This window comes from Bradyrhizobium aeschynomenes (assembly GCF_013178945.1).
GTDB lineage: Bacteria > Pseudomonadota > Alphaproteobacteria > Rhizobiales > Xanthobacteraceae > Bradyrhizobium > Bradyrhizobium aeschynomenes.
Genome location: NZ_JABFDM010000001.1, coordinates 867,017 through 889,313 on the forward strand (window position 1 = coordinate 867,017; position 22,297 = coordinate 889,313).

General features: G+C 66.2%; 22 protein-coding genes and 1 pseudogene. 5 read left to right on the forward strand and 18 right to left on the reverse strand.

The window, feature by feature from the left end; translation table 11 throughout:
• Window positions 1–40: 40 nt before the first annotated feature.
• The 15 genes from HL666_RS03895 to HL666_RS03965 all read right to left on the reverse strand — a co-directional run bounded on the left by HL666_RS03895 (window position 41) and on the right by HL666_RS03965 (window position 15,684).
• Window positions 41–1,099, reverse strand: coding sequence for a UDP-glucuronic acid decarboxylase family protein (locus HL666_RS03895; RefSeq protein ID WP_172179988.1), 1,059 nt, complete (start codon window positions 1,097–1,099; stop codon window positions 41–43).
• Window positions 1,096–2,235, reverse strand: a complete 1,140-nt coding sequence (locus tag HL666_RS03900; RefSeq protein ID WP_172179990.1) for a CgeB family protein — start codon at window positions 2,233–2,235, stop codon at window positions 1,096–1,098. Before HL666_RS03900 ends, HL666_RS03895 begins: the two co-directional genes overlap by 4 nt.
• The gene (locus HL666_RS03905) at window positions 2,232–3,320 is read right to left on the reverse strand and encodes a CgeB family protein (protein WP_172179992.1); all 1,089 of its coding nucleotides are present in this window, start codon (window positions 3,318–3,320) and stop codon (window positions 2,232–2,234) included. The genes HL666_RS03900 and HL666_RS03905 overlap by 4 nt, the downstream gene beginning before the upstream one ends.
• Complete coding sequence (locus tag HL666_RS03910; RefSeq protein ID WP_172110757.1) at window positions 3,317–4,447, reverse strand: CgeB family protein; 1,131 nt, start codon at window positions 4,445–4,447, stop codon at window positions 3,317–3,319. Before HL666_RS03910 ends, HL666_RS03905 begins: the two co-directional genes overlap by 4 nt.
• Window positions 4,444–5,574 carry a glycosyltransferase family 4 protein gene (locus tag HL666_RS03915; protein ID WP_172179994.1) on the reverse strand — a complete coding sequence of 377 codons (1,131 nt, stop codon included), beginning with the start codon at window positions 5,572–5,574 and terminating at the stop codon, window positions 4,444–4,446. The genes HL666_RS03910 and HL666_RS03915 overlap by 4 nt, the downstream gene beginning before the upstream one ends.
• Window positions 5,571–6,860, reverse strand: a complete 1,290-nt coding sequence (locus HL666_RS03920; RefSeq protein ID WP_172110755.1) for a TIGR04295 family B12-binding domain-containing radical SAM protein — start codon at window positions 6,858–6,860, stop codon at window positions 5,571–5,573. Before HL666_RS03920 ends, HL666_RS03915 begins: the two co-directional genes overlap by 4 nt.
• On the reverse strand, window positions 6,857–7,918 hold the full coding sequence (locus tag HL666_RS03925) for an SDR family NAD(P)-dependent oxidoreductase (protein WP_210261707.1): 1,062 nt from the start codon (window positions 7,916–7,918) through the stop codon (window positions 6,857–6,859). The genes HL666_RS03920 and HL666_RS03925 overlap by 4 nt, the downstream gene beginning before the upstream one ends.
• Window positions 7,918–9,030 carry an SDR family NAD(P)-dependent oxidoreductase gene (locus HL666_RS03930; protein WP_172179998.1) on the reverse strand — a complete coding sequence of 371 codons (1,113 nt, stop codon included), beginning with the start codon at window positions 9,028–9,030 and terminating at the stop codon, window positions 7,918–7,920. The genes HL666_RS03925 and HL666_RS03930 overlap by 1 nt, the downstream gene beginning before the upstream one ends.
• A gap of 136 nt (window positions 9,031–9,166) precedes the next feature.
• Window positions 9,167–10,378, reverse strand: coding sequence for a phosphopentomutase (locus tag HL666_RS03935; protein WP_172180000.1), 1,212 nt, complete (start codon window positions 10,376–10,378; stop codon window positions 9,167–9,169).
• Window positions 10,366–11,310 carry a glycoside hydrolase 5 family protein gene (locus HL666_RS03940; protein ID WP_172180002.1) on the reverse strand — a complete coding sequence of 315 codons (945 nt, stop codon included), beginning with the start codon at window positions 11,308–11,310 and terminating at the stop codon, window positions 10,366–10,368. Before HL666_RS03940 ends, HL666_RS03935 begins: the two co-directional genes overlap by 13 nt.
• Window positions 11,307–12,071 (reverse strand): TIGR04290 family methyltransferase, encoded by a 765-nt coding sequence (locus tag HL666_RS03945; protein WP_172180004.1) that lies wholly within the window; start codon window positions 12,069–12,071, stop codon window positions 11,307–11,309. Before HL666_RS03945 ends, HL666_RS03940 begins: the two co-directional genes overlap by 4 nt.
• Window positions 12,068–12,868, reverse strand: a complete 801-nt coding sequence (locus HL666_RS03950) for a nucleotidyltransferase family protein (protein ID WP_172180006.1) — start codon at window positions 12,866–12,868, stop codon at window positions 12,068–12,070. Before HL666_RS03950 ends, HL666_RS03945 begins: the two co-directional genes overlap by 4 nt.
• 1 nt (window position 12,869) lies before the next feature.
• Window positions 12,870–13,970 (reverse strand): CgeB family protein, encoded by a 1,101-nt coding sequence (locus HL666_RS03955; RefSeq protein ID WP_172110748.1) that lies wholly within the window; start codon window positions 13,968–13,970, stop codon window positions 12,870–12,872.
• Complete coding sequence (locus tag HL666_RS03960; protein WP_172180008.1) at window positions 13,967–14,563, reverse strand: histidine phosphatase family protein; 597 nt, start codon at window positions 14,561–14,563, stop codon at window positions 13,967–13,969. Before HL666_RS03960 ends, HL666_RS03955 begins: the two co-directional genes overlap by 4 nt.
• A gap of 11 nt (window positions 14,564–14,574) precedes the next feature.
• Window positions 14,575–15,684 carry an inositol-3-phosphate synthase gene (locus tag HL666_RS03965; protein WP_172110746.1) on the reverse strand — a complete coding sequence of 370 codons (1,110 nt, stop codon included), beginning with the start codon at window positions 15,682–15,684 and terminating at the stop codon, window positions 14,575–14,577.
• A 307-nt stretch (window positions 15,685–15,991) separates the two neighbouring features.
• Between HL666_RS03965 and HL666_RS03970 the strand changes: the two genes are divergently transcribed.
• Window positions 15,992–16,267 carry a hypothetical protein gene (locus HL666_RS03970; protein ID WP_172110745.1) on the forward strand — a complete coding sequence of 92 codons (276 nt, stop codon included), beginning with the start codon at window positions 15,992–15,994 and terminating at the stop codon, window positions 16,265–16,267.
• A 918-nt stretch (window positions 16,268–17,185) separates the two neighbouring features.
• Here HL666_RS03970 and HL666_RS03980 read toward each other — a convergent pair.
• Complete coding sequence (locus tag HL666_RS03980; RefSeq protein WP_172180010.1) at window positions 17,186–17,977, reverse strand: Crp/Fnr family transcriptional regulator; 792 nt, start codon at window positions 17,975–17,977, stop codon at window positions 17,186–17,188.
• Between the two features lie 170 nt (window positions 17,978–18,147).
• Here HL666_RS03980 and HL666_RS03985 point away from each other — a divergent pair.
• The 3 genes and pseudogenes from HL666_RS03985 to HL666_RS03995 all read left to right on the forward strand — a co-directional run.
• Window positions 18,148–18,409 (forward strand): annotated as a pseudogene (locus HL666_RS03985) (SDR family NAD(P)-dependent oxidoreductase); the annotation flags it as partial.
• A 164-nt stretch (window positions 18,410–18,573) separates the two neighbouring features.
• Entirely contained in the window at window positions 18,574–18,846 is a 273-nt protein-coding gene (locus tag HL666_RS03990) for a hypothetical protein (RefSeq protein WP_172110743.1), read from the forward strand.
• Window positions 18,847–18,868: 22 nt separating this feature from the next.
• Window positions 18,869–19,357, forward strand: a complete 489-nt coding sequence (locus tag HL666_RS03995; RefSeq protein WP_246741440.1) for a GNAT family N-acetyltransferase — start codon at window positions 18,869–18,871, stop codon at window positions 19,355–19,357.
• A 67-nt stretch (window positions 19,358–19,424) separates the two neighbouring features.
• Here the strand turns inward: HL666_RS03995 and HL666_RS04000 are convergent, their stop codons facing one another.
• Window positions 19,425–20,315: a hypothetical protein gene (locus tag HL666_RS04000; RefSeq protein ID WP_172133345.1), complete on the reverse strand. Its 891-nt coding sequence runs from the start codon at window positions 20,313–20,315 to the stop codon at window positions 19,425–19,427.
• A 357-nt stretch (window positions 20,316–20,672) separates the two neighbouring features.
• Window positions 20,673–20,915 carry a DUF3551 domain-containing protein gene (locus HL666_RS04005; RefSeq protein WP_172110741.1) on the reverse strand — a complete coding sequence of 81 codons (243 nt, stop codon included), beginning with the start codon at window positions 20,913–20,915 and terminating at the stop codon, window positions 20,673–20,675.
• A gap of 332 nt (window positions 20,916–21,247) precedes the next feature.
• Here HL666_RS04005 and HL666_RS04010 point away from each other — a divergent pair, with 332 nt between their 5' ends.
• Entirely contained in the window at window positions 21,248–22,282 is a 1,035-nt protein-coding gene (locus tag HL666_RS04010; protein ID WP_246741441.1) for a YihY/virulence factor BrkB family protein, read from the forward strand.
• The last annotated feature ends 15 nt before the right edge of the window (window positions 22,283–22,297 follow it).

Sequence of the window (22,297 nt, forward strand, 5' to 3'; positions counted from 1 at the left end):
CGCCCGGGCTCGTCCCGGGCGGCGTTCCTTTGGTCGCAGCCTATTGCGATCGCGCCAGCGCGAGCTGAGCACGCCCCGGGCGCCGCTTCGCGGGCGTGGGCTTGTCAGGACCGCTCTGCGCGCGCCCTGCGGCCTCAAGCGCGAAATAGGCGATGGTTGCTTCCAGTCCTTTGCGCAGCGGAATCTGCGGACGCCAGCCGAGCAGGCGTTCCGCGGTCGCAATGACCGGCTTGCGCCGCTTCGGGTCGTCGATTGGCAGCGGCTTGAACTCCAGCGTCGAGCTCGATCGGGTGCAGGTCAGCACCTCGCGCGCGATCGCCTCGATGCTCATCTCGTGCGGATTGCCGAGGTTGACGGGGCCGGTCACCGACTCCGGGCTCTCCATCAGCATCTCCAGTCCGCGCACGAGGTCGTCGACGAAGCAGAAGCTGCGGGTCTGACTGCCGGAGCCGTACACCGTGATCGGCGCGCCGCGCAGCGCCTGCACGATGAAATTCGACACCACTCGGCCGTCATTCTCATGCATGCGCGGACCGTAGGTATTGAAGATGCGGGCAACCTTGATGTCGATGCCGTGCATGCGCCGGTAATCGAACATCAGCGTCTCGGCTGCGCGCTTGCCTTCATCATAGCAGGCCCGCGGCCCGATGGTGTTGACGTGGCCGACATAGCTCTCGGGCTGCGGATGCACCTCGGGATCGCCATAGACCTCGCTGGTCGAGGCCTGCAGGATGCGCGCGGAGGTCTGGCGCGCGAGCTCGAGCAGGTTGATCGTGCCGAGCACGCACGTCTTCATCGTGCCAACCGGATCCTGCTGATAGTGCGGGGGCGAAGCGGGACAGGCAAAATTGTAGATGCGGTCGAGCCGGCCGTCGATCTCCAGCGGCGCGCGGACGTCGTGCTCGATGAAGCTGAAGTTCGGGTGGTTGAGCAGCGGGCGGATGTTGCGGAGCGAGCCTGTATGCAGGTTGTCGGTGCAGATCACCGTGTCGCCACGCCGGAGCAGCGTGTCGCAGATATGCGAGCCGATGAAGCCGGCTCCGCCGGCAACCAGGGTGCGAAGGGAGCGTCGTGCAGGGATGGAGATCTGGATGGTCATGACAAGCCCAGTTTCAGTTCGACGGCCTCGGTGGGGGTGTTCTTGTGCGCCTGGCGCGCCGAACGTGAGCGACGCGTCAGTGCCTCACGATAGTATTCCTCGAGTTGTCGGGCGCGATGGTCCGGTGCGTGGTCGCGGCGGACACGCCGGCTCGCACGTTCGGCTATGGTGCGGCGCGTGTCTTCCGACATGTCCCGCAGAATCGTCGTGACGTCCTGCGGTGTCGAGACGACGAGGATCTCGCTGTTCGGCACGAAGATGGTTTCCAGGCCCGGCCAGTGATCCGACAGAACCGGCGTGCCGCAGGCGGCGGCCTCGAACAGCCGCACGCTCGGAGAGAAGCCGAGCGCACGCATGTCGGCCCGGGTGATGTTCAGCGTGAAGCGCTGCGCGGAGAAGAATTGCGCGTGGTCACGCGGAGCGAGGTGATTGATCCGCTCGATGCTGGGCGGCCAGACCAGATCTTCAGGGTATTGCGCACCGGCCACGACGAACCTGTCTCCGGTCAGCAGGCGGGCCGGCTCGAGCAGGAAGCGCTCGAGCTGAGGCTGCCGGTCCGCGCTATAAGTGCCGAGATAGCCCAGATTCCAGAGCTCCGGCGTTTCGCGTGGCTGATAGAGGTCGAGATCGGCGCTGCAATGGAGCACGCGCGCCAGTGGGCTGCCATAGAGATCCTCGATCATCGCCAGGGCTGGTCCGCCCGAGAAGGACAGATAGAGGTCGAAGCGCGGAATCATCGCGGGCGACAGATAGTCCAGCCCGTGCTCGAGCTGGGCGAGCGTCACCGGCGTGTCGATATCGTAGAAGGCGGTGACGCCGCGGGCATGCGATGTCACCCAGTCGGCGATGGCGATGCCGTCCGGGACATAGGAGCCGATGATGACGAGATCGGCATTGCGGATATCGGTTCCGAACAGACGCGGCAGGTCCTGCAGGGACTGATAGAGCTCGACCTTCCAGCCGTCGGGATCGGTCAGGTCGCGATGATCGCGATACCACGGCACGTCGCGCTCGAGAAAGGTCACGCTGTGGCCGCGACGCGCCAGCGCAGACAGCAGTGCACGATAGGTCGTGGCGTGGCCGTTGCCCCAGGACGATGTGACTGACAGTCCGATGACGACTATGTTCAGGTTCATTCTGCGGCCTCGGTGCGGGTGGTCATGCCTTCAAGCAGGTCGTTGAACTGGCGGGCACGCTGACGATAGGTGTGGTGCGCCAGGATGCGCTCGCGGCCGCGCTCGCCGATCTTGCGCGCTCGTTCGGGCGACAGTGCATCGAGATGGGCGGCGACGGCGGCGCCATCGGCGGCGACGAGGATCTCGCGGTCGGGCTCGAGAAAGAGATCGATGCCGTCCCATTGATCCGTGATCAGGCAGGCGCCGGCGCCGGCGGCCTCGAAGACGCGTGTCGGCGGCGAGAATCCGTAAGCCGCCATGCTGTCGCGATTGACGTTCAGGGTCGCGCGCGCCGAGCCGAAGAAGGCGTTGTGGTCGGCGGTCCCGACATGGCCGACGGCGCGGACGTTGGCGGGCATCGGCTTGTCGTGCCAGCCGGAGCCGCCGATCACGAAGCTCCGTTGCGGACACCGGGCGGCCGCATCGATGAAGAACTTTTCGATGCGCGCCTCGCGATCGGGCAAGCGGTTGGCGAGCAAGTTGAGATCGGATGAGAAGTCGCCGCGCGGTGGCGCGGGATGATGAGTATCCGGATCGAGTGCATTGTAGATCGGCACACAGTCACGGGCGCCGGCGGCGCGATAGGCCTGCACGACGGGATCGCCGCCGCCATAGGTGAGCACCGCGTCATAGCGTGGAATGGCCTCGCGCAGATGATGCCGCGGATCGGCCGCGATGGCGTCCAGCGTTGCTGGCGCATCGACGTCCCAATAGATCCGCAGCGCCTCGGTGGAGGCGGCCGCAATGGCCTGCTCGAGCTCGGCATCGAACACACCGACGCCGCTCGCCTTGACCAGGAGGTCGGCCGGGCGGGTCGCGTCGTCCAGTGCGCGCTTCCATCCCTCCGGCGTCGCCGGATACACGACGACCTTCGCCCAGACGGGATCGTCGATGTCGCGATGTGCCTGCCGTTCGAACGCGTCCGGTTCGTAGAACGTGATCTGATGGCCGAGCTTTGCGATCTCCTTCAGCATGCCGCGGTAGTAGGTAGCTGCGCCGTTCCAATAGGACGACACCAGGCTGGAGCCGAAAAAGCAGATGTTCACGATGCAGCTCCTTCGAATTGAGCGGATGCTGCCCGGCGATCGGCGCGGTTCAGCCGGGCCGCGATCTGCAACAGCTCTTGCGCACGATGACGGCAGGTGTGGCGGGCGAGTACCGCGCCGCGCGCGGTCGCGGCCATGTCGGTGGCGAACTCCCGATCGGACAACAGAGTCCGCACGGCGTCGCGCATGCCCGAGCCGTTGGTCACGCGCAGATAAGTGCCCTCCGGAAACAGTCCTTCGACGTCATCCCACGGGGCCGAGACGATCGGAATTCCACACGCCATCGCCTCGAACATGCGGATGGTCGGTATGCCCGGTAGCGACCGTGCGTAGGGCGCACGGGGGACGTGGACCGTGACACGGGCCTTGGCAAAAGCCTGGGGAGCGCGGTGCGCGGGCAGCCAGCCGCCATAGCGGATGCCGGCCTGCCGCATCGATGTCAGCGCGTCCTCCGGATAGCGGACGCCATAGATGGTGGCGTCGAGTTGGAGCGAGGCGACCGGTGCGACGAGAAATTCCCGGAGCTCGGCGCTGCGCTCGTTGTCGCCCCAATTGCCGATCCAGACGAGATCATGCTGCGGCTCGATGTCAGGCAACGGCCGATACAGCGCGGTATCGGCGGCCTCATGCCAGGTGAAGGCGCGCGACGTCCAGCCGAGCGTCAGATAGATCTCACGCAGGACCTCGCCGAAGGCGAGCACACCATCATAGCCGGCAAGATCGAATCGGCCGAGCTCGTGGGGCGCGGTGACGGCGCGGTGATGCGTGTCGTGGAACAGCAGCACGAAACGTCCGTCCGCGATGCGCCGCCGGCCGATCGCCTTCACCAGGTCGGGCTCGTTCCACTCATGGACGAGCACGAGATCGGCGCCGTCGAGCGCTTCGTCGAGTTCGAGCGTGCAATCATAGGCCCTGGTGTGCAGGCCGGGAAACAATGCCGGGACTTCGCGTAGGCTGGCATTGCCTCCGTCCTTGATCGCGTTCAGGCGACTCCAGCCGTCGGCAGGCTCATAGACGATGACTTCGTGTCCGAGGGCGTGCAGCTCGCGCGCGACGCCACGTAGGAAGTGCGCATTGCCGTTGTTCCAGCACGACGAGAACGCATGGTAGAAAAGCACGCACTTCATGCACAGGCCTCGGCGTAGGTGTTCGAACGACGATCCGACGATGCCCGCGCCAGCAGGTCGCCATACAGTTCGGCATAGGATGCGGCCATGCGGTGGAGCGAGTAGCGCGCGGCGCGCCGTCGTGCCGCGTCCTGCAGCGTCGCGCACGCCCGTGGATCGGCCGCGAGCCAGTTCAGGGTGCTTCTGATGGCGCCGGCGTCGGCCGGGGCGACGAATACGGCCGCGTCCTGCCACAGCTCGCGGAAGCTCGGGATGTCGGACAACACCAGCGCGCACCCAGCCGCCGCGGCCTCCAGCACAGACAGGCCGAACGGCTCGTAAAGCGCCGGGCTTGCGTAGATCGCGGCACGTCCCATCCAGCGCCGAAGCTCATCATGCGAGAGTTCGCCGAGCTGATGCAGGTTGGACGTGACCACCGTGCTGTCGGAGCCCGCGCCGGCGACGAGCACGGGGCAGGCGAGCCCGTCCGCGGCTTTGGAAAGCGTACTCAGATTCTTGGCCTTGTCCCACATCCGCCCCGCCGCGAGCACGAAGGTCTCTTTCTCGTGCCGGGCCGCCTCCAGGGTGGAGGCAGCAAGGCCGTTCCAGATCAGCGTGCCGGGACGGCGCGGCGCGTGCAGTCGGCCGATGACTTCGCCAAAGGCGCAAGTCGGTGCGACCCAGGCGTCTGCACACCGCAGGCCCGCAGCGATCAGCTCGGAGTAGCGCTGCCAGCGCGGCTCCTGCAGCATGCCGGCTTCGTTGCAGGCAAGCGCCCACGACGGCACGCAGGAATGCGCAACGGCGAGCACTGGCGCGTCCCAATCGAACGTCGCCTCACGAAGACTGTTAAGATGAACGATGTCGGGTCGTAGCTCGCGTTCGAGTGCGAGCAGCGTGCCCCGCGCGTGATCGAGATCGTGCGCGTCGGGATCCTGCCATTCCAGCGCGAGATCCGTCTCCACCAGGCGGACGTCCGTGCCGCGCAGCATCGCGCGCTGGTCCGGCCTTGGTGCGGGGCCCAAGGACACCAGGTGAATCTCGGCGCCGAGCGCCGCAAGCGCAGCGGCGAGAGACGTCGCGTAGCTCCACACGCCGCCGACAGCGTCGGTCGTCATCAACACGCGCAGGCCGCACCGCGTACTCATGGCGCGACCTGTCGTTCGAGGGCGGCGAGCGGCACCGGCCGCTCGTTCTGCACATCGCTGAATCGGCTGAACAGCTCCAGATAGTGCGTGTGGGCGCGTTCCCAGGCATGATCGTCGGGCTCGCCCCACAGCCTCCGATAGTCCGGGGACCCGGGATAGGGGTAGAGCGGGACGGGATCGTTCGCCCATACGCCGGCATCCTGCATGCGCTGCCGCCAGCGTTGCACGACGGGATCATCGTCCTGCGGCATCTCGATCAGATTGGCCTGCACGAACGGCACGTGCCGCCGCGCCTCCACCAGCCGGTCGGCCAGTTGCTCGGTCGTCATCCGGCAGTTCTTGGCCAGTGCGGCGCGCCCCTCGGGGGTCAGGCTCTCGATACCCGCTTCGATCGAGACGCATCCGGCGCGTCCGAGCAGCTCGAGCATGTCCGGCTTCCAGAGATCGATGCGGGTCTGGATACCAAATTTGAAGCCGCGGGTGACGAGCCCTTGCAGCAGATCGGCATTGGGCAGGAAGATCTCGTCGATGAAGTAGACGTATTCCGTGCCCTGCGCGCGCAGGCCATCGAGCTCGTCCAGAATGACGGCGGGCTGGCGCTTGCGGTAGGCGTTGCGGAAATTGTCCTTGGCGCAGAACGTGCAATGATAAGGGCAGCCGCGTGAGGCCTCGACCTCGGCGCCGGGCCCGACCGGGGCGGCCTCGAAGCGATGATGGTGATGATGGTGCCTGCGGATCATCTCCTCCGGCCATTGCAGCGCCGGTTGGTCGATGAAGGCCGCCGCTTGTGGTCCGCCATTGATCCGTGGCGCGCCTGTGCTCTGTGTGAAGCACAGCCCGGCGAAGTCGCGCTCGCCATTGGCCAGCCGCAGCACGCTGTGCTCGCATTCGCCCATCACGACGAGATCGACGCCGAGCTTGCGCAGCGTCATGCGCGGCGTAGTCGAGCCGTGCGGGCCGACGGCCACCAGCGTTGCGCCGGTTTCCCGCAGCATCGCCACGAGCTGCTGTGGCACGCGCAGCTCGGGCGGGGCGCAGCGCCAGAACAGATAGGTCGGCGCCGTCGTCAGCACGATCATGTCGGGCCGGAACGTCACGAGCTCTGCCAGCATGTCGGATGGGGAGAGGTCGAACATATGCGCATCGAGCAGCAGCGTGGCGTGGCCGGCGTCGCGCAGCAGATGCTGCGAAATGCCGAGTTCGAGCGGCAGATGCGGGCTGCGGCAGCCGAAATAGATGCTGCCGTCGAACGTCCAGTTGGGATTGATCAGCGCGACACGCGTCATGCCAGCGCCTCCTGATCCGGTCGCTCGGAAAAGCGAGTGGCCAGCCAGCCGTGCAGCTCGCGCAGGCCGTCTGCGAACGATGTCCGCGGTCGCCATCCCGTCGCCTCGGTCAGTGCGCTGATGTCGGTGACGTACCAGGGCTGGTCGCCCGGGCGCCAATCGGCAAAGCTGAACTGCACCGGACCGGACAGCGTCTCGATCTGGTCGATCAGCTCGAGCAGGCTGATCGCATTCGACGGGCCTCCGCCGAGGTTGAACACCTTGCCGCGTGTGGTGTCGATGGTGTCGAGCACGGCAAGCCAAGCCTCGACCGCGTCGGCGACATAGAGTGCGTCGCGCACTTGGCACCCGTCGCCATAGATCGTGAGCGGCGCGCGGCGCAGCGCGGAGAGCAAGAAGTGTGCGATCCAGCCCTGGTCTTCATTGCCGAACTGCCGCGGGCCATAGATGCAGCTCATGCGGAGCACGGCCGTCTTCAAGCCATAGACGCGACCATAGTCATGGACATATTGGTCGGCGGCACCCTTCGAGCAGCCGTACGGGCTGTAGAGGTCGAGCGGTGTGCTCTCGGCGATGCCGCGCGCAAGGGCAGGGCTGGTCGGCTGATAGCGCCGGCCGGCGCGTGTGATCCCGTCGTCGCCGATCAGCCGGCCGTAGACCTTGTTCGTCGATGCGAACAGCACCGGCGCACTCGGATTGTGCAGGCGAACGGCTTCGAGCACATTCAGCGTGCCCCTCGCATTGATCTCGAAATCATCGACGGGACTGTCGAGGCTGGACGTCACGGCGACCTGAGCTGCGAGGTGCAGCACGGCCTTCGCGTGCTTCACCGTATCGATGACGGTGATGGGATCGCGGACGTCACCCACCGTGATCATGATCCGGTCGCCGTGACGTGCCTTCAGCCATTGCGCATTCTCGCGCACTCCGGCGCGGACGAGATTATCGAGGATGAGGACAGCATGGCCATGCGATGCGAGCCGGTCGGCGAGGTTGCAGCCGATGAAGCCGCAGCCGCCCGTGATCACGATCGGAGCCTGGTTCGACGACGTATCCATCACGCAACCAGCCCGCGTCGCAGCAGCTCTTCGGTCGCCTTCTCGGCCTGGTCGTCGGCGATCTGGTCGGCCAGATAGCGCGCCAGTTCGTCGAGCCCGTCCTCGAAGCGGACTTGCGGCCTGAATCCCAGCAGCCGCTCGCTCTTGCGGATGTCGGCGAAGCAATGCCGGATGTCGCCGGCGCGATATTTGGCGGTGATGGACGGCGTCATCTGCGAGCGGCCCATCACGCCGGCAAGGTCCTCGGCGACCGAGACGATGGTCCGGCTCTGTCCGGAGCCGATGTTGAAGACATCATCGGACTGGTCGCTTTCGAGCGCGAGCACGCAGGCGCGGGCGACGTCGTGGACATGCACGAAGTCGCGCCGCTGCCGGCCATCCTCGAAGACGAGCGGCGGGCGGTCGTTGAGCAGCCGTGCCGCGAAGATCGCGAGCACGCCGGTGTACGGGTTGGACAGCGCCTGGCGCGGTCCGAACACGTTGAAGAAGCGCAGCGCGAGTGTCGGGATGCCGTAGGCCTTGCCGGTGATCAGGCACATCCGCTCCTGCGCGTATTTGTTCAGGGCGTAGATCGAGCTGAGCGCCGGCTGCTTGGTCTCGGGTGTCGGGATCGGGTCGAGCATGTTGCCGTCGGCGTCGGCCAGCTCCCAATCGCCGCGCTTGAGCTGATCCAGTGAACGCTCCTCGGGGGCGACGATCGACCCGTCGCCGGCGCGGCAGGCGCCCTCGCCATAGACGCTCATCGAGGATGCCACGACGAGACGCCCGACCGGCCGGTTTGCCAGCGCCTGCAGCAGCACCGCGGTGCCGAGCTCGTTGGTCCGGACGTAGGACTCGATGTCGTACATGCTCTGTCCGACCCCGACGCTGGAGGCCAGGTGCAGCACCTTGTCGACGCCGCGCAGCGCGCGCTCGACGGCGACCGCATCGGTCACGTCGCCGACCAGCAGCTCGGCGTCGGCATGGAGGTAGGCGGGGCGTTGACGCTGAGCGCCGTGTACCTGGGGAGAGAGCGAATCGAGCAGCCTGACCTCGTAGCCTGCGGAGATCAGCGCATCGGCGGTGTGGGAGCCGATGAACCCTACGCCTCCGGTGATCAGGACACGTGTCATGCGCGGCTACTCCCTCGAAGTGACTTAGGAACGAGATCTCTGAGGTGAGAAGCAGCGCAAGGAATGTTGGTTCCTACGCAACGTACAAACGATAATTTCCCTAACCTGGATCAATAACGCAGGCGTAGTTCGCCATTCACCAGAAGGCGTGACCGTGGGGAGTCGCGGGAAATTGCAGATGCTGCGCGACCGTGGCACCGATATCGGCAAAGCTGTCGCGCCGGCCGATCGGGCCGGGGCGGCGGCCATTGGCGATCAGGACGGGCACGCGTTCCCTGGTGTGATCCGTGCCCGGCCAGGTCGGATCGCAACCATGGTCGGCCGTGATGATCAGGAGATCGTCACGTCGGAGAACGTTGACGAGTTCGGGCAACCGCGCGTCGAACGCCTCGAGCGCGCGCGCGTAGCCGGCAACGTCGCGACGATGTCCGTACAGCGTATCGAAATCGACGAAATTGGCGAACAGCAGACCGCCGTCCTCCAGAGCGTCAAGCCCTTCGAGCGTGCGCGTGAACAGCGCGTCGTTGCCGTCGCCCTTCAGATTAATTCCGGTGCCGCGATGGGCGAAGATGTCGTCGATCTTGCCGATCGACACGATCTGGCGGTGATCGGCGGCCGCGAGGTCGAGGATGGTCGGCTCGGGCGGAGGGACGGCGTAGTCGCGGCGATGCGCGGTGCGGCGGAAATCGGCGGGCCGCTCGCCGACGAACGGGCGCGCGATGACGCGGCCGATGTTGAAGGGATCGACCAGCGGCCGCGCCGTCTCGCACAGCCGATACAGCCGGTCCAGACCGAACGTCTGCTCGTGCGCGGCAATCTGGAACACCGAGTCGGCGGAGGTGTAGCAGATCGGTTGACCAGTCCTCATATGGGTCTCGCCGAGCTCGGCGATGATCTCGGTGCCCGAGGCGTGACGATTGCCGAGAATTCCAGGCAGCCCGGCCATCTCGCATAGCGGGCTGATCAGTTGCGGTGGAAAGGCCGGAATGGTCTTGGGAAAATAGCCCCAATCGAACGGCACGGGAACGCCGGCGATCTCCCAATGACCCGATGGTGTGTCCTTGCCGCGTGAACGTTCGCTGGCGCAACCGAACGCGGCGCCGGCCCCGGCGCCGTGATCGAGGCCGGGCGGTCGCTGGCCGGACGCGAGCTCACACGCTTCGCCGAGGCCGAGCGCCGCCAGATAGGGCACGCGCAGCGGCCCTTCGCGCCGACCGTCGTCGGCGTGACCGTCTGCACACGCCTTCGCGATATGTCCGACCGTGTCGGCGCCGGCGTCGCCGTACTGGGCCGCGTCGGGAGCGCCGCCGATGCCCACCGAGTCGATCACCAGGATCACGGCGCGCATAGCGAGGGCTCCGGCGCGGATGGCGGCGCCGCGACAGCGCCCGTGCGCGCGCAATAGCGCGCGATCATGTTGGCGCAGAAGTCCGCGAACTCGTTGGCGTCGAGCGGCGGGCTGGTGTGATGCGGAGCGATGCCGCGATGCTCAGGCGTGAAGCAGAACGTCACGGTGACGTCGAACTCCGCGAGCGCCGCCATCTGGCGGTCGAACCAGGACTGCGCATGGGGGCGGAAACTGTCGGCCCATGACAGGCCGGTGCGGACGTGCCGAACGCCGAGCCGGCGCAACCAGCGCACGGCTTCATCCAGGCGATGATCCTCGAAATGAAACCACTGGCACACACCCATGCCCTGCGCGTGCTCGGGAAACAGCTGGGCCGCCAGCTTCGGTGAGCCGTCCTCGCGCAGCAGCCCCATGTGAAAATGACGATAGTAGGATGAGCCCTCGGCCTCCTTGTGCCGCGTCGTCGCCTCCCACGCCGTCGGTAGATCGTAGAGACTGTACCAGTGGATGCGCGGCGCGCGCCCGTTGAGGAGTTCGGCCGTGCGCTGCAGGCCCCAGGCCTGCACCTCGTCGGCACCGAACGAGGAGACGCCGACCTCCGTGACCCAGACCGGCGCGGACACGCGCGCCTGGATCTCGGCGAGCTTGGCCGGCCACTCGTCGATCTTCCAGAGATTCCAGTCCAGCGGAAAGCCGTGCACGGCGACCGCATCGACGTGATCGAGCACGCCGCGGGCCGCCATATTGTCGATGAAGGCCGGATCAATCGGGGAGATGCCGCCGAGCACGCGCGGCAATGTCGAATGCACCGAGCGGATCGCCTTGCCGGCCGCGATCGCGGTCTCGGCGAAGCGGGCCCAGTCGGGGTCGAGCTGGAGGTCCCAATGCGACTTGTTGTTCGGCTCGTTCCAGATTTTCGCCGCCTCGATCATCTCACACCTCGCACCGGATAGACCGGGCCGTCCTGTTGCGGTCGCGGGACCTTCCGGCACAGATAGACCTCGTCCTCCGGATGGGCGAGGATGGCAAAGCCGGCGCTGCGCAGCATGGCTTCGACACAGGCACGATTCGGCGCCCACCAATTGGTGGGGTCGTCGGCATATTTGTGTTCGATGAAATGCATCTTCGGATAGCCCGGACTGTCGAACGGGCTCGTGGTCCAGAAGTCGTAGTTGCGGGCGATCTCGTCGACATCGGCCGAGCCGCGCAGCATCGACTGGAACAGCAGCTGGTCGCCGACCACATGCTCGCGGATGAGATCGAGTGCGAGCAGCGGATGGCGCAGGTGATAGAGCACGCCCATGAAGATGACGAGGTCGAAGGTCTCGCCGAGCTGGCCGACGTCGTAGGCGGAGAGCTTGCGAAACTCGATGGCGAGGCCATTGACCTCGGCGGCGAAGCGCGCCTGGGCGAGGTAGTCGTCATCGGTGTCGAGGCCCAGGACGCGATCGGCGCCGCGGCGCTTCATCTCCATGGCGTAGAAGCCGGCATTGCAGCCGATGTCCAACACGGACTTGCCCGTGAGATCGTCAGGGATGATCTCGGCGAAGCGCCGCCACTTCACGTTGGGATAATCACCGAGGAAATGCGTCGGCGCGGTCGGAACGCCCCTGAGGTCGAGGTTGTGAAACCATGGGCCGAGCGCATCGACGCGACGGCGGATCTCGTCGCGCGACAGCAGATCGCTGGTCATGCCCGACCTCCACGCAGCAAAGTGTGCGCGCCGTCGCCGGCAGCCGCGCGCAGGGTCGGCCGAGGCGCGATGCTGTCCTGCGAGGCGGCGAGCAGCGTAATCGCCGTGCGGTAGCCGTTGATGGTGCCGACGTCGACATAGGCTTCGCCGGCCTTGATTCCGACAGCGGAGCCGCCGGCCGCCAGATAGCTGTTCACCAGCGTGCCGAAATATTCATCGCAGCGATCGCGCGCCTCCCACAGCGTGTTGAGATCGAAGAAGCCTCGCGCCGACATTCGGAATGCGCCCCAGATCCAGTTCGACGTCGCGTCGCGCTGCTTGACCTGGATCTGCTTGACCGCGTCGCCGTCGAGCATCACCGCATCGAAGAATTCGGGATGCTCGACGGGAAACAGCAGGAAGGACAGGTCCGCGTCGGGCAGGCTCGCCAGCGCCGCCTCTGGAAACCATACCGTGTCGGGCAGCCCGACCAGCACATCGTCGCGCTCGCCAATGACGGTCGAAGCCCGGAACACGGCATCGCACAGCCCCGTGGCCTCGGGCTGCACGACGTAAGCCAAGCGCGCGCTGCCATAGCGGTCTCCGAAATACTCCATGATGTCGGATTTCCCCGGCGAGATCACGAAGCAGATCTTGTCTGCGCCGCCCAGGATGAGCCGCTCGACAAGATATTCCGAGACGGCGCAGGGGCGATCGGTGCCGTTGTCGCTGCGACTTCCAACCGGCAGCAGCTCCTTGGAGAAGGCCAGGGGCTGAATGCGGCTGCCGCGGCCTGCGGCTGGAACGATGCCCCACATGTCAGGCCTCCTGTGTCGCGCGCGGTGGCGCATGGCGTCGAGCCCGCTCCAGCAGGCCGATCATTTCGGCCGCGCGCTTCATCGAGCTGTGTTCGTCGAGCGTCCGCTCCTGAGCGCGGGCCGCGATCCTCGCCAGCTCGCCATCGTCGCATGCGAGCGCGGCGAGCGTATCCTGCGCGCCATCGGCCAGGATGATCTCCTTGCCGGGCACGAAGAACGACTCGATGCCGTCCCAGCGGTCGCTGAGCAGTGGCACGCCGCACGCGGCCGCTTCGAACAGGCGGCCTGAGGGGCACCACCCCATCTCGGCCATTGCGCGCCGGGTGACGTTGAGCGTCAGCCGCGAGGACGCGAAGAAGGCGGCGTGCTCGGACGGCGGCAGATGACGAACGAAATAGATGTTCGACGACCACGGGAACTCCCGCGGATATTGCGCGCCTCCGATCAGGAAACGCAGGCCGTCCCGCGCGCGGGCCGGGCTCACGAACAGCTCCGCGAGTGCGGCTTGGCGATCGGCCGAATAGGTGCCGAGATAGGACAATGCGGCCCGATATTGCGGCTGCGGCGCAACCGGCCGATGGACGTCCGGATCGACGTGGCCGTACAGCGGCGCGATGTCGCGTGCGCCGAGCCGGCTGCGATACCCCGCGAACAGCCGTGCACCGCCGGTAAAGCTCAGCACGAGGTCGAAGTCGGCGAGCCCGCGCGGGCCGATATAGGACAGCGCTTCTCCGGCCCGCAGCCGGTCGAGCGTGACTGGCGTGTCGAGGTCATAGAACACCTTGAGCCCGCGTGCCCGATCCAGGATCAGCGTGGTGGCGTCATGCCCGTCCGCGCAATAGGAGGTCAGAACTGCGGCATCCGCATCGCGCAATTCGGCCGCGGCCAGCGCCGCGGTATCCTGCCAGTCGCGATAGAGGATCAGGCGCCCGCCCGCGAGCTCCGGCATGTCGCGATGCTCGGCATAATAAGGCTCGTCGCGCTCGAAGAACACAATGCGATGCCCGGCGCGGATCAGGTTCTTGCACAGGCCGCGCCACAGGGTGGCGTGACCATTGCCCCAGGATGACGAAATGGTCAGGCCGAAAATGACGATCTTCACACCGGCACCTTCCGATTGGCCTGGGACAACTTCAACCCGGTCGAGTCCGCGACGAGCGTGCTGATGCTGGCCGGAGCGACCTCGATTGAGAGGAAATCGTCGAACGGAATCCGCGCGTAATGCATGATGGCGGCGCGGATCGGCTCGGCGTGACTCGTCAGCACGATACAGGCGTCGGCATGCTCGCGGCAGAGGTGCTCGATATGTGCAACGATGCGCTGCTGGACTGATGCCATGCTCTCTCCATTCGGCGGCGCGCACGATCCTCGCTGCGCATTCCAGCGCCGCCAATCCGGGTCGGCGTCGAGCTCGGCGAAGCTGCGTCCGGTCCAATCACCGGCGTCGAGCTCGTCGAGAGCAGGTGCGATCTCGACGGGAAGACCGTAGCGGGCGGCGAGCAGGCCGGCCGTCTGCTGCGCGCGCAACTGGGGGCTCGACTGGATCAAGCTGGGGATCGGATCGATCAGCGCAGCGCACATCTCGACCTCGCGGCAACCCTGCTCGTCCAACTCGACGCCCGGCATGCGGCCGCACAGCACGCGGCGGAGCAGGGGATGATGGCCGTGCCGGATCAGATGAATGGACGTGGTCATCAGCCGTGCCCTCAGCCGGCATCGTCGATGGCGACATCGTCGATGAAGGCGCGCGTCCTGCGCCGCGCTTCCTCGTCGGTGAACTGTTGCGGCGGCGATTTCATGAAATAGCTCGATGGGCCGGTCAGCGCGCCGCCGATGCCGCGGTCCATCGCCAGCTTGGCGCAACGCACCGCATCGATGACCACCCCGGCGGAGTTCGGCGAGTCCCAGACTTCTAGCTTCAGCTCGGCACTCAGCGGCACGCCGCCGAACGTGGTTCCCTCGAGCCGGATATAGGCCAGCTTGCGATCGGTCAGCCACGGCACGTGATCGCTCGGACCGACGTGAACGTTGTCGGCCTCCAGCGGCACGTCGAATTGGCTTGTCACGGCTTGTGTCTTCGAGATCTTCTTCGAGCTCAGCCGCTCACGCTCGAGCATGTTCTTGAAGTCGGTGTTGCCGCCGACATTGAGCTGATAGGTGCGGTCGAGCCGGACGCCGCGCTCGCGGAACAGGTTGGCCAGCATCCGATGAACGATGGTGGCGCCGACTTGGCTCTTGATATCATCGCCGACGATCGGAAGACCGGCCTGCTCGAAGCGCTGGCGCCAGGAGGCATCCGACGCGATGAAGACCGGAATGCAGTTGACGAAGCCGCAGCCGGCCTCGATCGCACGGGCGGCATAGAATTCCGTCGCCTTCTGCGCGCCGACCGGAAGATAGGACACGACGATGTCGGTACGCGATTTTTTCAGAACGTCGGTGACGTCGGCCTCCGGGATGTCGGCCACAGGTACGTCGTCTTCGAGGTAGCGTCCGATGCCGTCGAGCACCGGGCCGCGTTCGACGGTGACGCCGCTCGGGTCGACCTGTGAGAAGCGATAGGTGTTGTTGGGCCTCGCCCAGATGGCCTCGGCCACGTCGCGGCCAACCTTGTCGGCGTGGACATCGAAGGCTGAGGCGATCTCGACGTCGCCGATGTGATAACCACCGATGTCCGCATTCATCAGGCCGGGAACGGGTTCATTGGACGTCGCGTCGCGGTAGTAGCTGAGACCCTGGATGAAGGAGCTGGCACAATTGCCGACCCCGACGACACCGACGCGAACGCGGCGTCTGTCTTGAAGACGGGAGTGCATCGAGTGTCGTCCTCCGGCGATGTTGACGCGCGACATGAAACGTAAGTACGTCGGCGAACGTGCCGGGTGTATGTTCGTTCCTGTTGCCGCGCCGACCGATCCCGGTGTCTCGCAGGTTTCAAGCGAGAAACAACGGGAAAGCTAATCTGGATTAGAATCCGACGGCGCGATCGCGGAACGATCTTCTTCATTGATGAAGAACAAGCTGACGGGACGGCTCTCGCCCGACGAACGAATCGGCCGCGATCGCGTTTGACCGCAGAAGCCAGGCATGACCGGCTTCGTCCCTTCGGAACAGGAGGCCGCCATGAGCGAGAGCGCAACCACCACTGACCACGACGAGATCCGCAAATGGGCCGAGGAGCGCGACGGCCGCCCGTCAACGGTCGCCTCGACCGAGGAGAACGGTCACGCCGGCATCCTGCGGATCGATTTCGGGCCAAAAGAAAATGCGCTGGACGAGGTCGGATGGGACGAGTTCTTCCGCAAGTTCGACGAGTCGGAGCTCGCGTTCCTGTACCAGGACCGCACCAAGGACGGGAAGATCAGCCGCTTCCACAAGTTCGTCCGCCGCGACGCGTGAGCGCATCGGGAGGCGATCCATCGGGCGGTGACTGGGTCTCCGCCATGCGCGCGGGAGATTTCGCCAGCGCATGGCGGATCGCGGACCGCGATCTGGACGCGCTGAGGGCGAGCGGCTCCGGCAAGCACGAGGGACCTCGCCATCTGCAGAACATCTGGCGGGGCGAGGACCTGAATGATCGCATCGTGCTGGTGCGCTGCTATCACGGGCTTGGTGACACCGTCCAGTTCGCCCGGTTTCTGCCCGCACTCGCGCGAACCGCGCGCGACGTCGTCGTGTGGTGTCAGCCGCCCTTGTGCCGGCTGATCGCGCGCATCGAGGGTGTCAGTCGCGTGCTTCCGCTGCATGACGGCGCGCCGGACGTGGCCTTCGACGTCGACATCGAGATCATGGAGCTCGCACATGCGCTGCATGCGGACGCAGACTTGGTCCGCATGCAGGCGCCATATCTGGTGCAGGAGGGCCGGCCGGCGACGCTTCCGGATCATGAGGGGTTGGCGGTCGGATTGGTGTGGCGGGTCGGCAAATGGGACAAGCGGCGCGAAGTGCCTGCCGTGCTTATTCGCACTTTGCTGATTCCAGGCGTCGCCGCCTTTTCCCTGCAGCGCGAAGTGCCCGCTGCAGAGGTGGCCGACATCGGCGCGCGTGATCTCAGCACGGCGGAGATCGACCAGCTCGTGCATACGTTGCGGGCCCTGGACCTGGTCATCACCGTCGACACCATGGTGGCGCATCTGGCCGGCGCGCTCGGCTGCGAGACCTGGATCATGCTGCACGCAGATTGCGACTGGCGCTGGCCGGCGGCGGGCTCGATGACGTACTGGTATCCGCGCGCGCGCCTATTCCATCAGCGCAAGCCGAACGATTGGAATGCGGTCGTTGCGGAGGTGCGGGATGCGCTGCGCCAGCGCGTGGGTATCACGGCGCCGGAGCTTCGATGGAGGGGTCCTGAGCCGGTTCTGCGTGGGCCGGCGGCTCGAGCTGCGGCGTCTGACGGAGCATCAGATAGTCCGGCCGAAATCCTGCCAAGCGCGCCAGGCCGGTCCAGTCGTTCACGGTGATCGTGCGCGACTGCCAGTGCAACAGTCCCTTGCGCCGGAGGTCCTGGATCGTGCGGTTGGCGTGAACCGGCGAGATGCCGCAGATCGCGGCCAGGTCTGATTGCGTGAAGGGCGAGGCAAAGCGCAGGTCGCGGGCGAGGCCGACGGCGCGCAGTCGCACGGTGATCTCGCAGATGAGGTGTGCCACGCGGCTCAGCGAGTCCCGGCTGCCGAGATTGGTGAGCCAAATGCGCAGTGCCGCCGCGTCTGCAAGCGTCAACAGCGACAGCGCATGCGCCAGCCGGGTGGAGCGTGCCCGCGCCTCGCGAAAGAAGCTGTGCGGCACGAAGGCAGCGACGCCGGTGCCGAGCGCGCACAGACTCGCCGTCACTCGGGGCGCCACGACCGTGTACAGATCGGGCACGTCGCCTGGCACGTAGATCCCGGTGATCTGACCGGCGCCTGCATCGACGTCCTTCCAGCAGAGATAGCCCTGCAGCAGAACGCAACAAGTCGAGGGCTCATCGCCCTTGCGCCACACCTCTTCGTGCGGAACGACATTGCGGATCGAGCTTGGCATCCGGGCCAGCAGCGCAAGATCCTCGCTCGACAGTTCCAGCAGGCTCGTCAGCCGATCAGCCAACTTCGTGAACGCAAAACCTGCCTGCATCCGGCACTCGTCCTCATCGTCATCAGCAGCTTGCGGCGCATTGGCGCTCCGCAACCCAAATCAAGATCGGCAGGTGGAATCGTTCCTATGGTTCCCGCCCGGCAGCATTCGCGCCTGCGTTCCCCACAGCGTGAGCACGCTGATCTTCGCCGTCATCTTTATCGGCCCAGTCTCCAGGTGTGAGCCAACTGGCTTGTCAGACGCGGCCCATCCAGGCCGGTATCGAGAATGCCGGGCGCGGGCTGGGCCACGCCTTCCTCGATCAGGATCTCGCGAACGGCCGCTGTGTCATCGACATCAACGTCATGGGAACGGTGGAGCTGGTTCACAGAATTGAACGACATGCGCCGGCGCGATGCCGGGCGGATTCTCGTGATTGGATCGATCGCCGGTTTCACGCCCGGCAGCTTCCAGGCGATCTACAATGCCAGCATGCCGGCGGAGACGCTGGCCAGGCAGCATCGCAGGATGGCGAGCCCGGCACGGCGAAGGTCTAGCTGCCCGGCCAGGCCCGTCATGCGGCGATGCCGACATTGCCGGCTATCGATCCGGCTGATAGTTTCGCGTCGTTCAGGGATGGGCGAAACGAAGGCACGATGACGGAAACGGAGAAGGCCGAGCAGGTCGTGGCGGCGCTGAGATCGGCGGAAGCGAGCGCGCCGGAGGCCGCGTTGCAGACGCTGAACGGTCTGATGGGGCTGGTGCGCAGCCCGAGCGCCGAGCAGCCGCTCGAGGTCGAGGAGGCGCGCGCGGCGGCCTTCATGTCGATCTGCGAGGTCGGCAAGGCGCTGCACCGCAAACAGCCGACCGAGGCGTTGTGGCCGGCGGCGGTATCGGCCACGGAGCGCTGGCTGACGCTCGTGAAATGAGTTGGGCGTGACGAGAGCTTCGATGCTCACCTGGCGCGCGATGACGCCCGGCGACCTCGCCGCGGTGGATGCCATCGCGCTCCGCCTGCACCCGTCCTATCCCGAGGATCGCGAGGTTTTCGCCGAGCGCCTGCGCCTCCATCCGGGCGGATGCGGCGTGCTCGCCGCGCAAGGCGACGAGATCGCCGGCTATGTGATCAGCCACCCCTGGCATCTCGGGGAGCCGCCGGCGCTGAACGTCGTTCTCGGCCAGCTGCCTTCGCCGGCCACGACCTACTACATCCATGATCTCGCTTTGCTGCCGGAGGCGCGCGGCACCGGCGCAGCCGGTCGCATCGTTGCCCAGCTGAGGTTGCATGCGCGCGAGCTCGGCCTGCCGTCATTGTCGCTGGTCGCCGTCAACCGCTCGGTTCCGTTCTGGGAGAAGCAGGGCTTTGCGATCGCACCCGGCGATGGCGATGTGAGCAGCTATGGTGGCGACGCCAGGCTGATGATCCGCGGCGTCGGCTGACCCGGCGCATGAAAACGGCCCGGTGATCGACCGGGCCGTTTCTGCATCAGTGCTCAACAGCCTCGTCTCATTCCGGCATCGACACCGGACGCCGCAACATGTCGCGCCGCCGGCTGAAGCGGTTGGCGTGCAGCATCCAGCCGCTGACGGGCTTGCCGTCGCGGTGCCGTCCGCCGCTTTCCGCCCCCAGCCATGCCGCGATGGCGCCGAGCAGCAGCGCGGTCGCCACCGAGAAGGCAAGGATCGTCGTGCTCGCACGCGAGCGGGACAACGCGCTCTTGGCATTTGCGATCGTCGTATCGACCCGGCGTTCGGCATCAGGTCCTGCAAGCCCGGTCGTTACGCCGACCAGCTGCACCAGGTAGTTGCGGTCGTCGGTGCTGACGCCGCTGTGGCTCGATGCCGTCAGCAGGATCCGGCCGGCCTCGCTGCGTGCCGGCGCCAGCTCGGGGCTCGGCGTCCGCTTGGCGGCGCGGAAGAGGTGATCCAGCTCATAGCTCAGCACTGACGGTTCGTTGGCGGTCTGTGGTGCGCTGACGGGATTTGGCCTGCTCGCCGCGGACGCGACCATGGCAGCCAGCACCGTGCCGAGCACGACGGCGAGCGCCCATGCGGCGACGCCGTGCAGGCCATCGCGCTTCTCGGTCTCGTCGCTCTCCGCCAACCCGTAAGGCGCACGAACGCGCCCGGCGACATAGCCGCCGCAGCCGAAGCTGACGAGAGCCTGCAGCACGAGATAGAGTCCCGACAGCAGCCACAGCGCAACGGACGCGTCCCGCCAGGTCGGCGCCGTGGAGCTGACGCCGAGCCCGACCGTCATCGCGAAGCTGATCAGGATCGACGACACCGCCGCGGCGGTGAGGGCTCCCGCAATGACCGGCGTCCATTGCAGGGTCCAGCTGTCTGCGGCCACGCGCCCGATGGGTGACGTGGCGACCGGCGCAGTTTCCATGCTCATGCCGTCCTCTCAGCGCAGGCCGAAGAACGACAGGATGGCCATGATGACCACGATCAGGCCCACCAGATAAATCAGTCCGTCCATGGTTGTCCTCCTCAATGCGAGATCCGTTGCCGTATAAGCGACGGCGAGGCTCAACGTTCCGCACGCCGGACGGCAGCGGAGGAGGAGACGGCGTACGGCATCTGGTTGCCGCCCGATGATGTGGAAATCAAATTCCTACTGAACTCATTCTGCGACGCAGCAGACGACGCCGGGTCGTCCTTTGCCAGATGATGCGGCGGCGCAACGGCCGCCGCGATCCATGTCAGTCAACCGGGGCGCTCATCGAGGCCCGGTCGGGCCATCGACCTGCGCTCAATAGCGCGGAGCATAGCGCTGACGTGCATAGGCGTAGGCTGGGTTGATGCCACAGCCGGCATCGGTGCCGGAGGCTGCGGCCTGACACTGCCGATATGTGGAGAATTGGCAATTGCCGGGATAGCCCCACATCCTGCCCTGCAGGCAGAAGCGATCTTGTGCCGCGGACGCCGGCGAGATCGCCGCGAGCCCTGCGAGAACAGCTGAAGCGGAAAGCGAAGCAAACAGAAGGCGGCGCATGCATTTATCCTTGTGCTGAAGGTGGCGTTGCAACGCGGGGCTGCACAGGCCCGTTCCTCACGGGCTACATTAACTGTTGGTGTCGCCGTCGCAGCGTCGCGTTCATGGCTCCCGCCGGATTGTGTGCTCGGACCGCTCGGCGCGCCGCCGCCAAGAGGGAGCCGATACCGCTGGCCGACGCGCGCGAAGCCGGAACATTCCGCGACGGCTTCGGTTCATCACCCGACAAACAGCGGATGCTTTCCATGTTTCGACGATCCACGAAGTCGGATGACGCTCGTCCGGGGGCGGTCAGTGCTTTCGGCAGCCGCCGCGGGCCAGGCACGGGAGGGATGCTGGCGCTGCTCGGGCTGGCGTTCCTGATCCAATATTTCGATCAGCGTCCGGAGCCGGCACGCCGAGGGCGGACAAACGAGCTGTCCGACGACGGTCGCGGCAGGCTCGCCGCGTCACCCTCCGAGATCCCGCCGCGAGGCTGGAAGGATGTGCTGTATCGCGTCTATCAGAACGTCACCGATCACAGAATCGTGGCGCTCGCAGCAGGCATGACGTTCTATACGCTGCTGGCGATCTTTCCGGCGCTCGCTGCGCTGGTCGCGGTCTACGGCCTGTTCTCGGATCCCGCGAAGATCACCGGGCATCTGGAGCAATTGCGGGGCATGTTGCCCGGCGGCGCCATCGAGATCGCGCGCGATCAGCTGACGCGTGTTACGGACAAAGGCAGCCAGGCGCTGGGCGTCACCTTTCTCGTCAGTCTTGCGATCTCGCTCTGGAGCGCGAATGCGGCGATGAAGTCGCTGTTCGATACGCTCAACGTCGTCTATCGCGAGCAGGACTCGCGCGGCTTCATCAAGCTGAACGCCGTCTCGCTGCTGTTCACCGGCGGTGCGCTCCTGTTTGCGCTGCTCGCCATCGGAGCCGTCGTGGTGCTTCCGGTGCTGCTGAAATATCTCGGCATGTCCGAGGCCGCCGATCTGGTGCTGCAGATCGGCCGCTGGCCTACGATCTTCATTTGCGTCTCGCTCGGGCTCGCGCTGATCTACCGTTATGGACCGGATCGCGAGGAGCCGAGATGGCGCTGGATCAGCTGGGGCAGCGCGCTGGCGGCGGCGCTTTGGCTCGCGGGCTCGGCGCTGTTCTCATGGTACGCGGCTAATTTCGGCAGCTTCAACGCCACGTACGGCTCGCTCGGCGCCGTCGTCGGCTTCATGACCTGGATCTGGATCTCGGCGATCGTGATTCTGATCGGCGCGGAGCTCGACGCCGAGCTCGAGCACCAGACCGTGCGCGACACGACGACGGGACGCGAGCGGCCGCTCGGGACCCGCGGCGCCACCGTGGCCGATACGGTCGGCCAGACCCGCTGACGCGCGCCGGCCGTC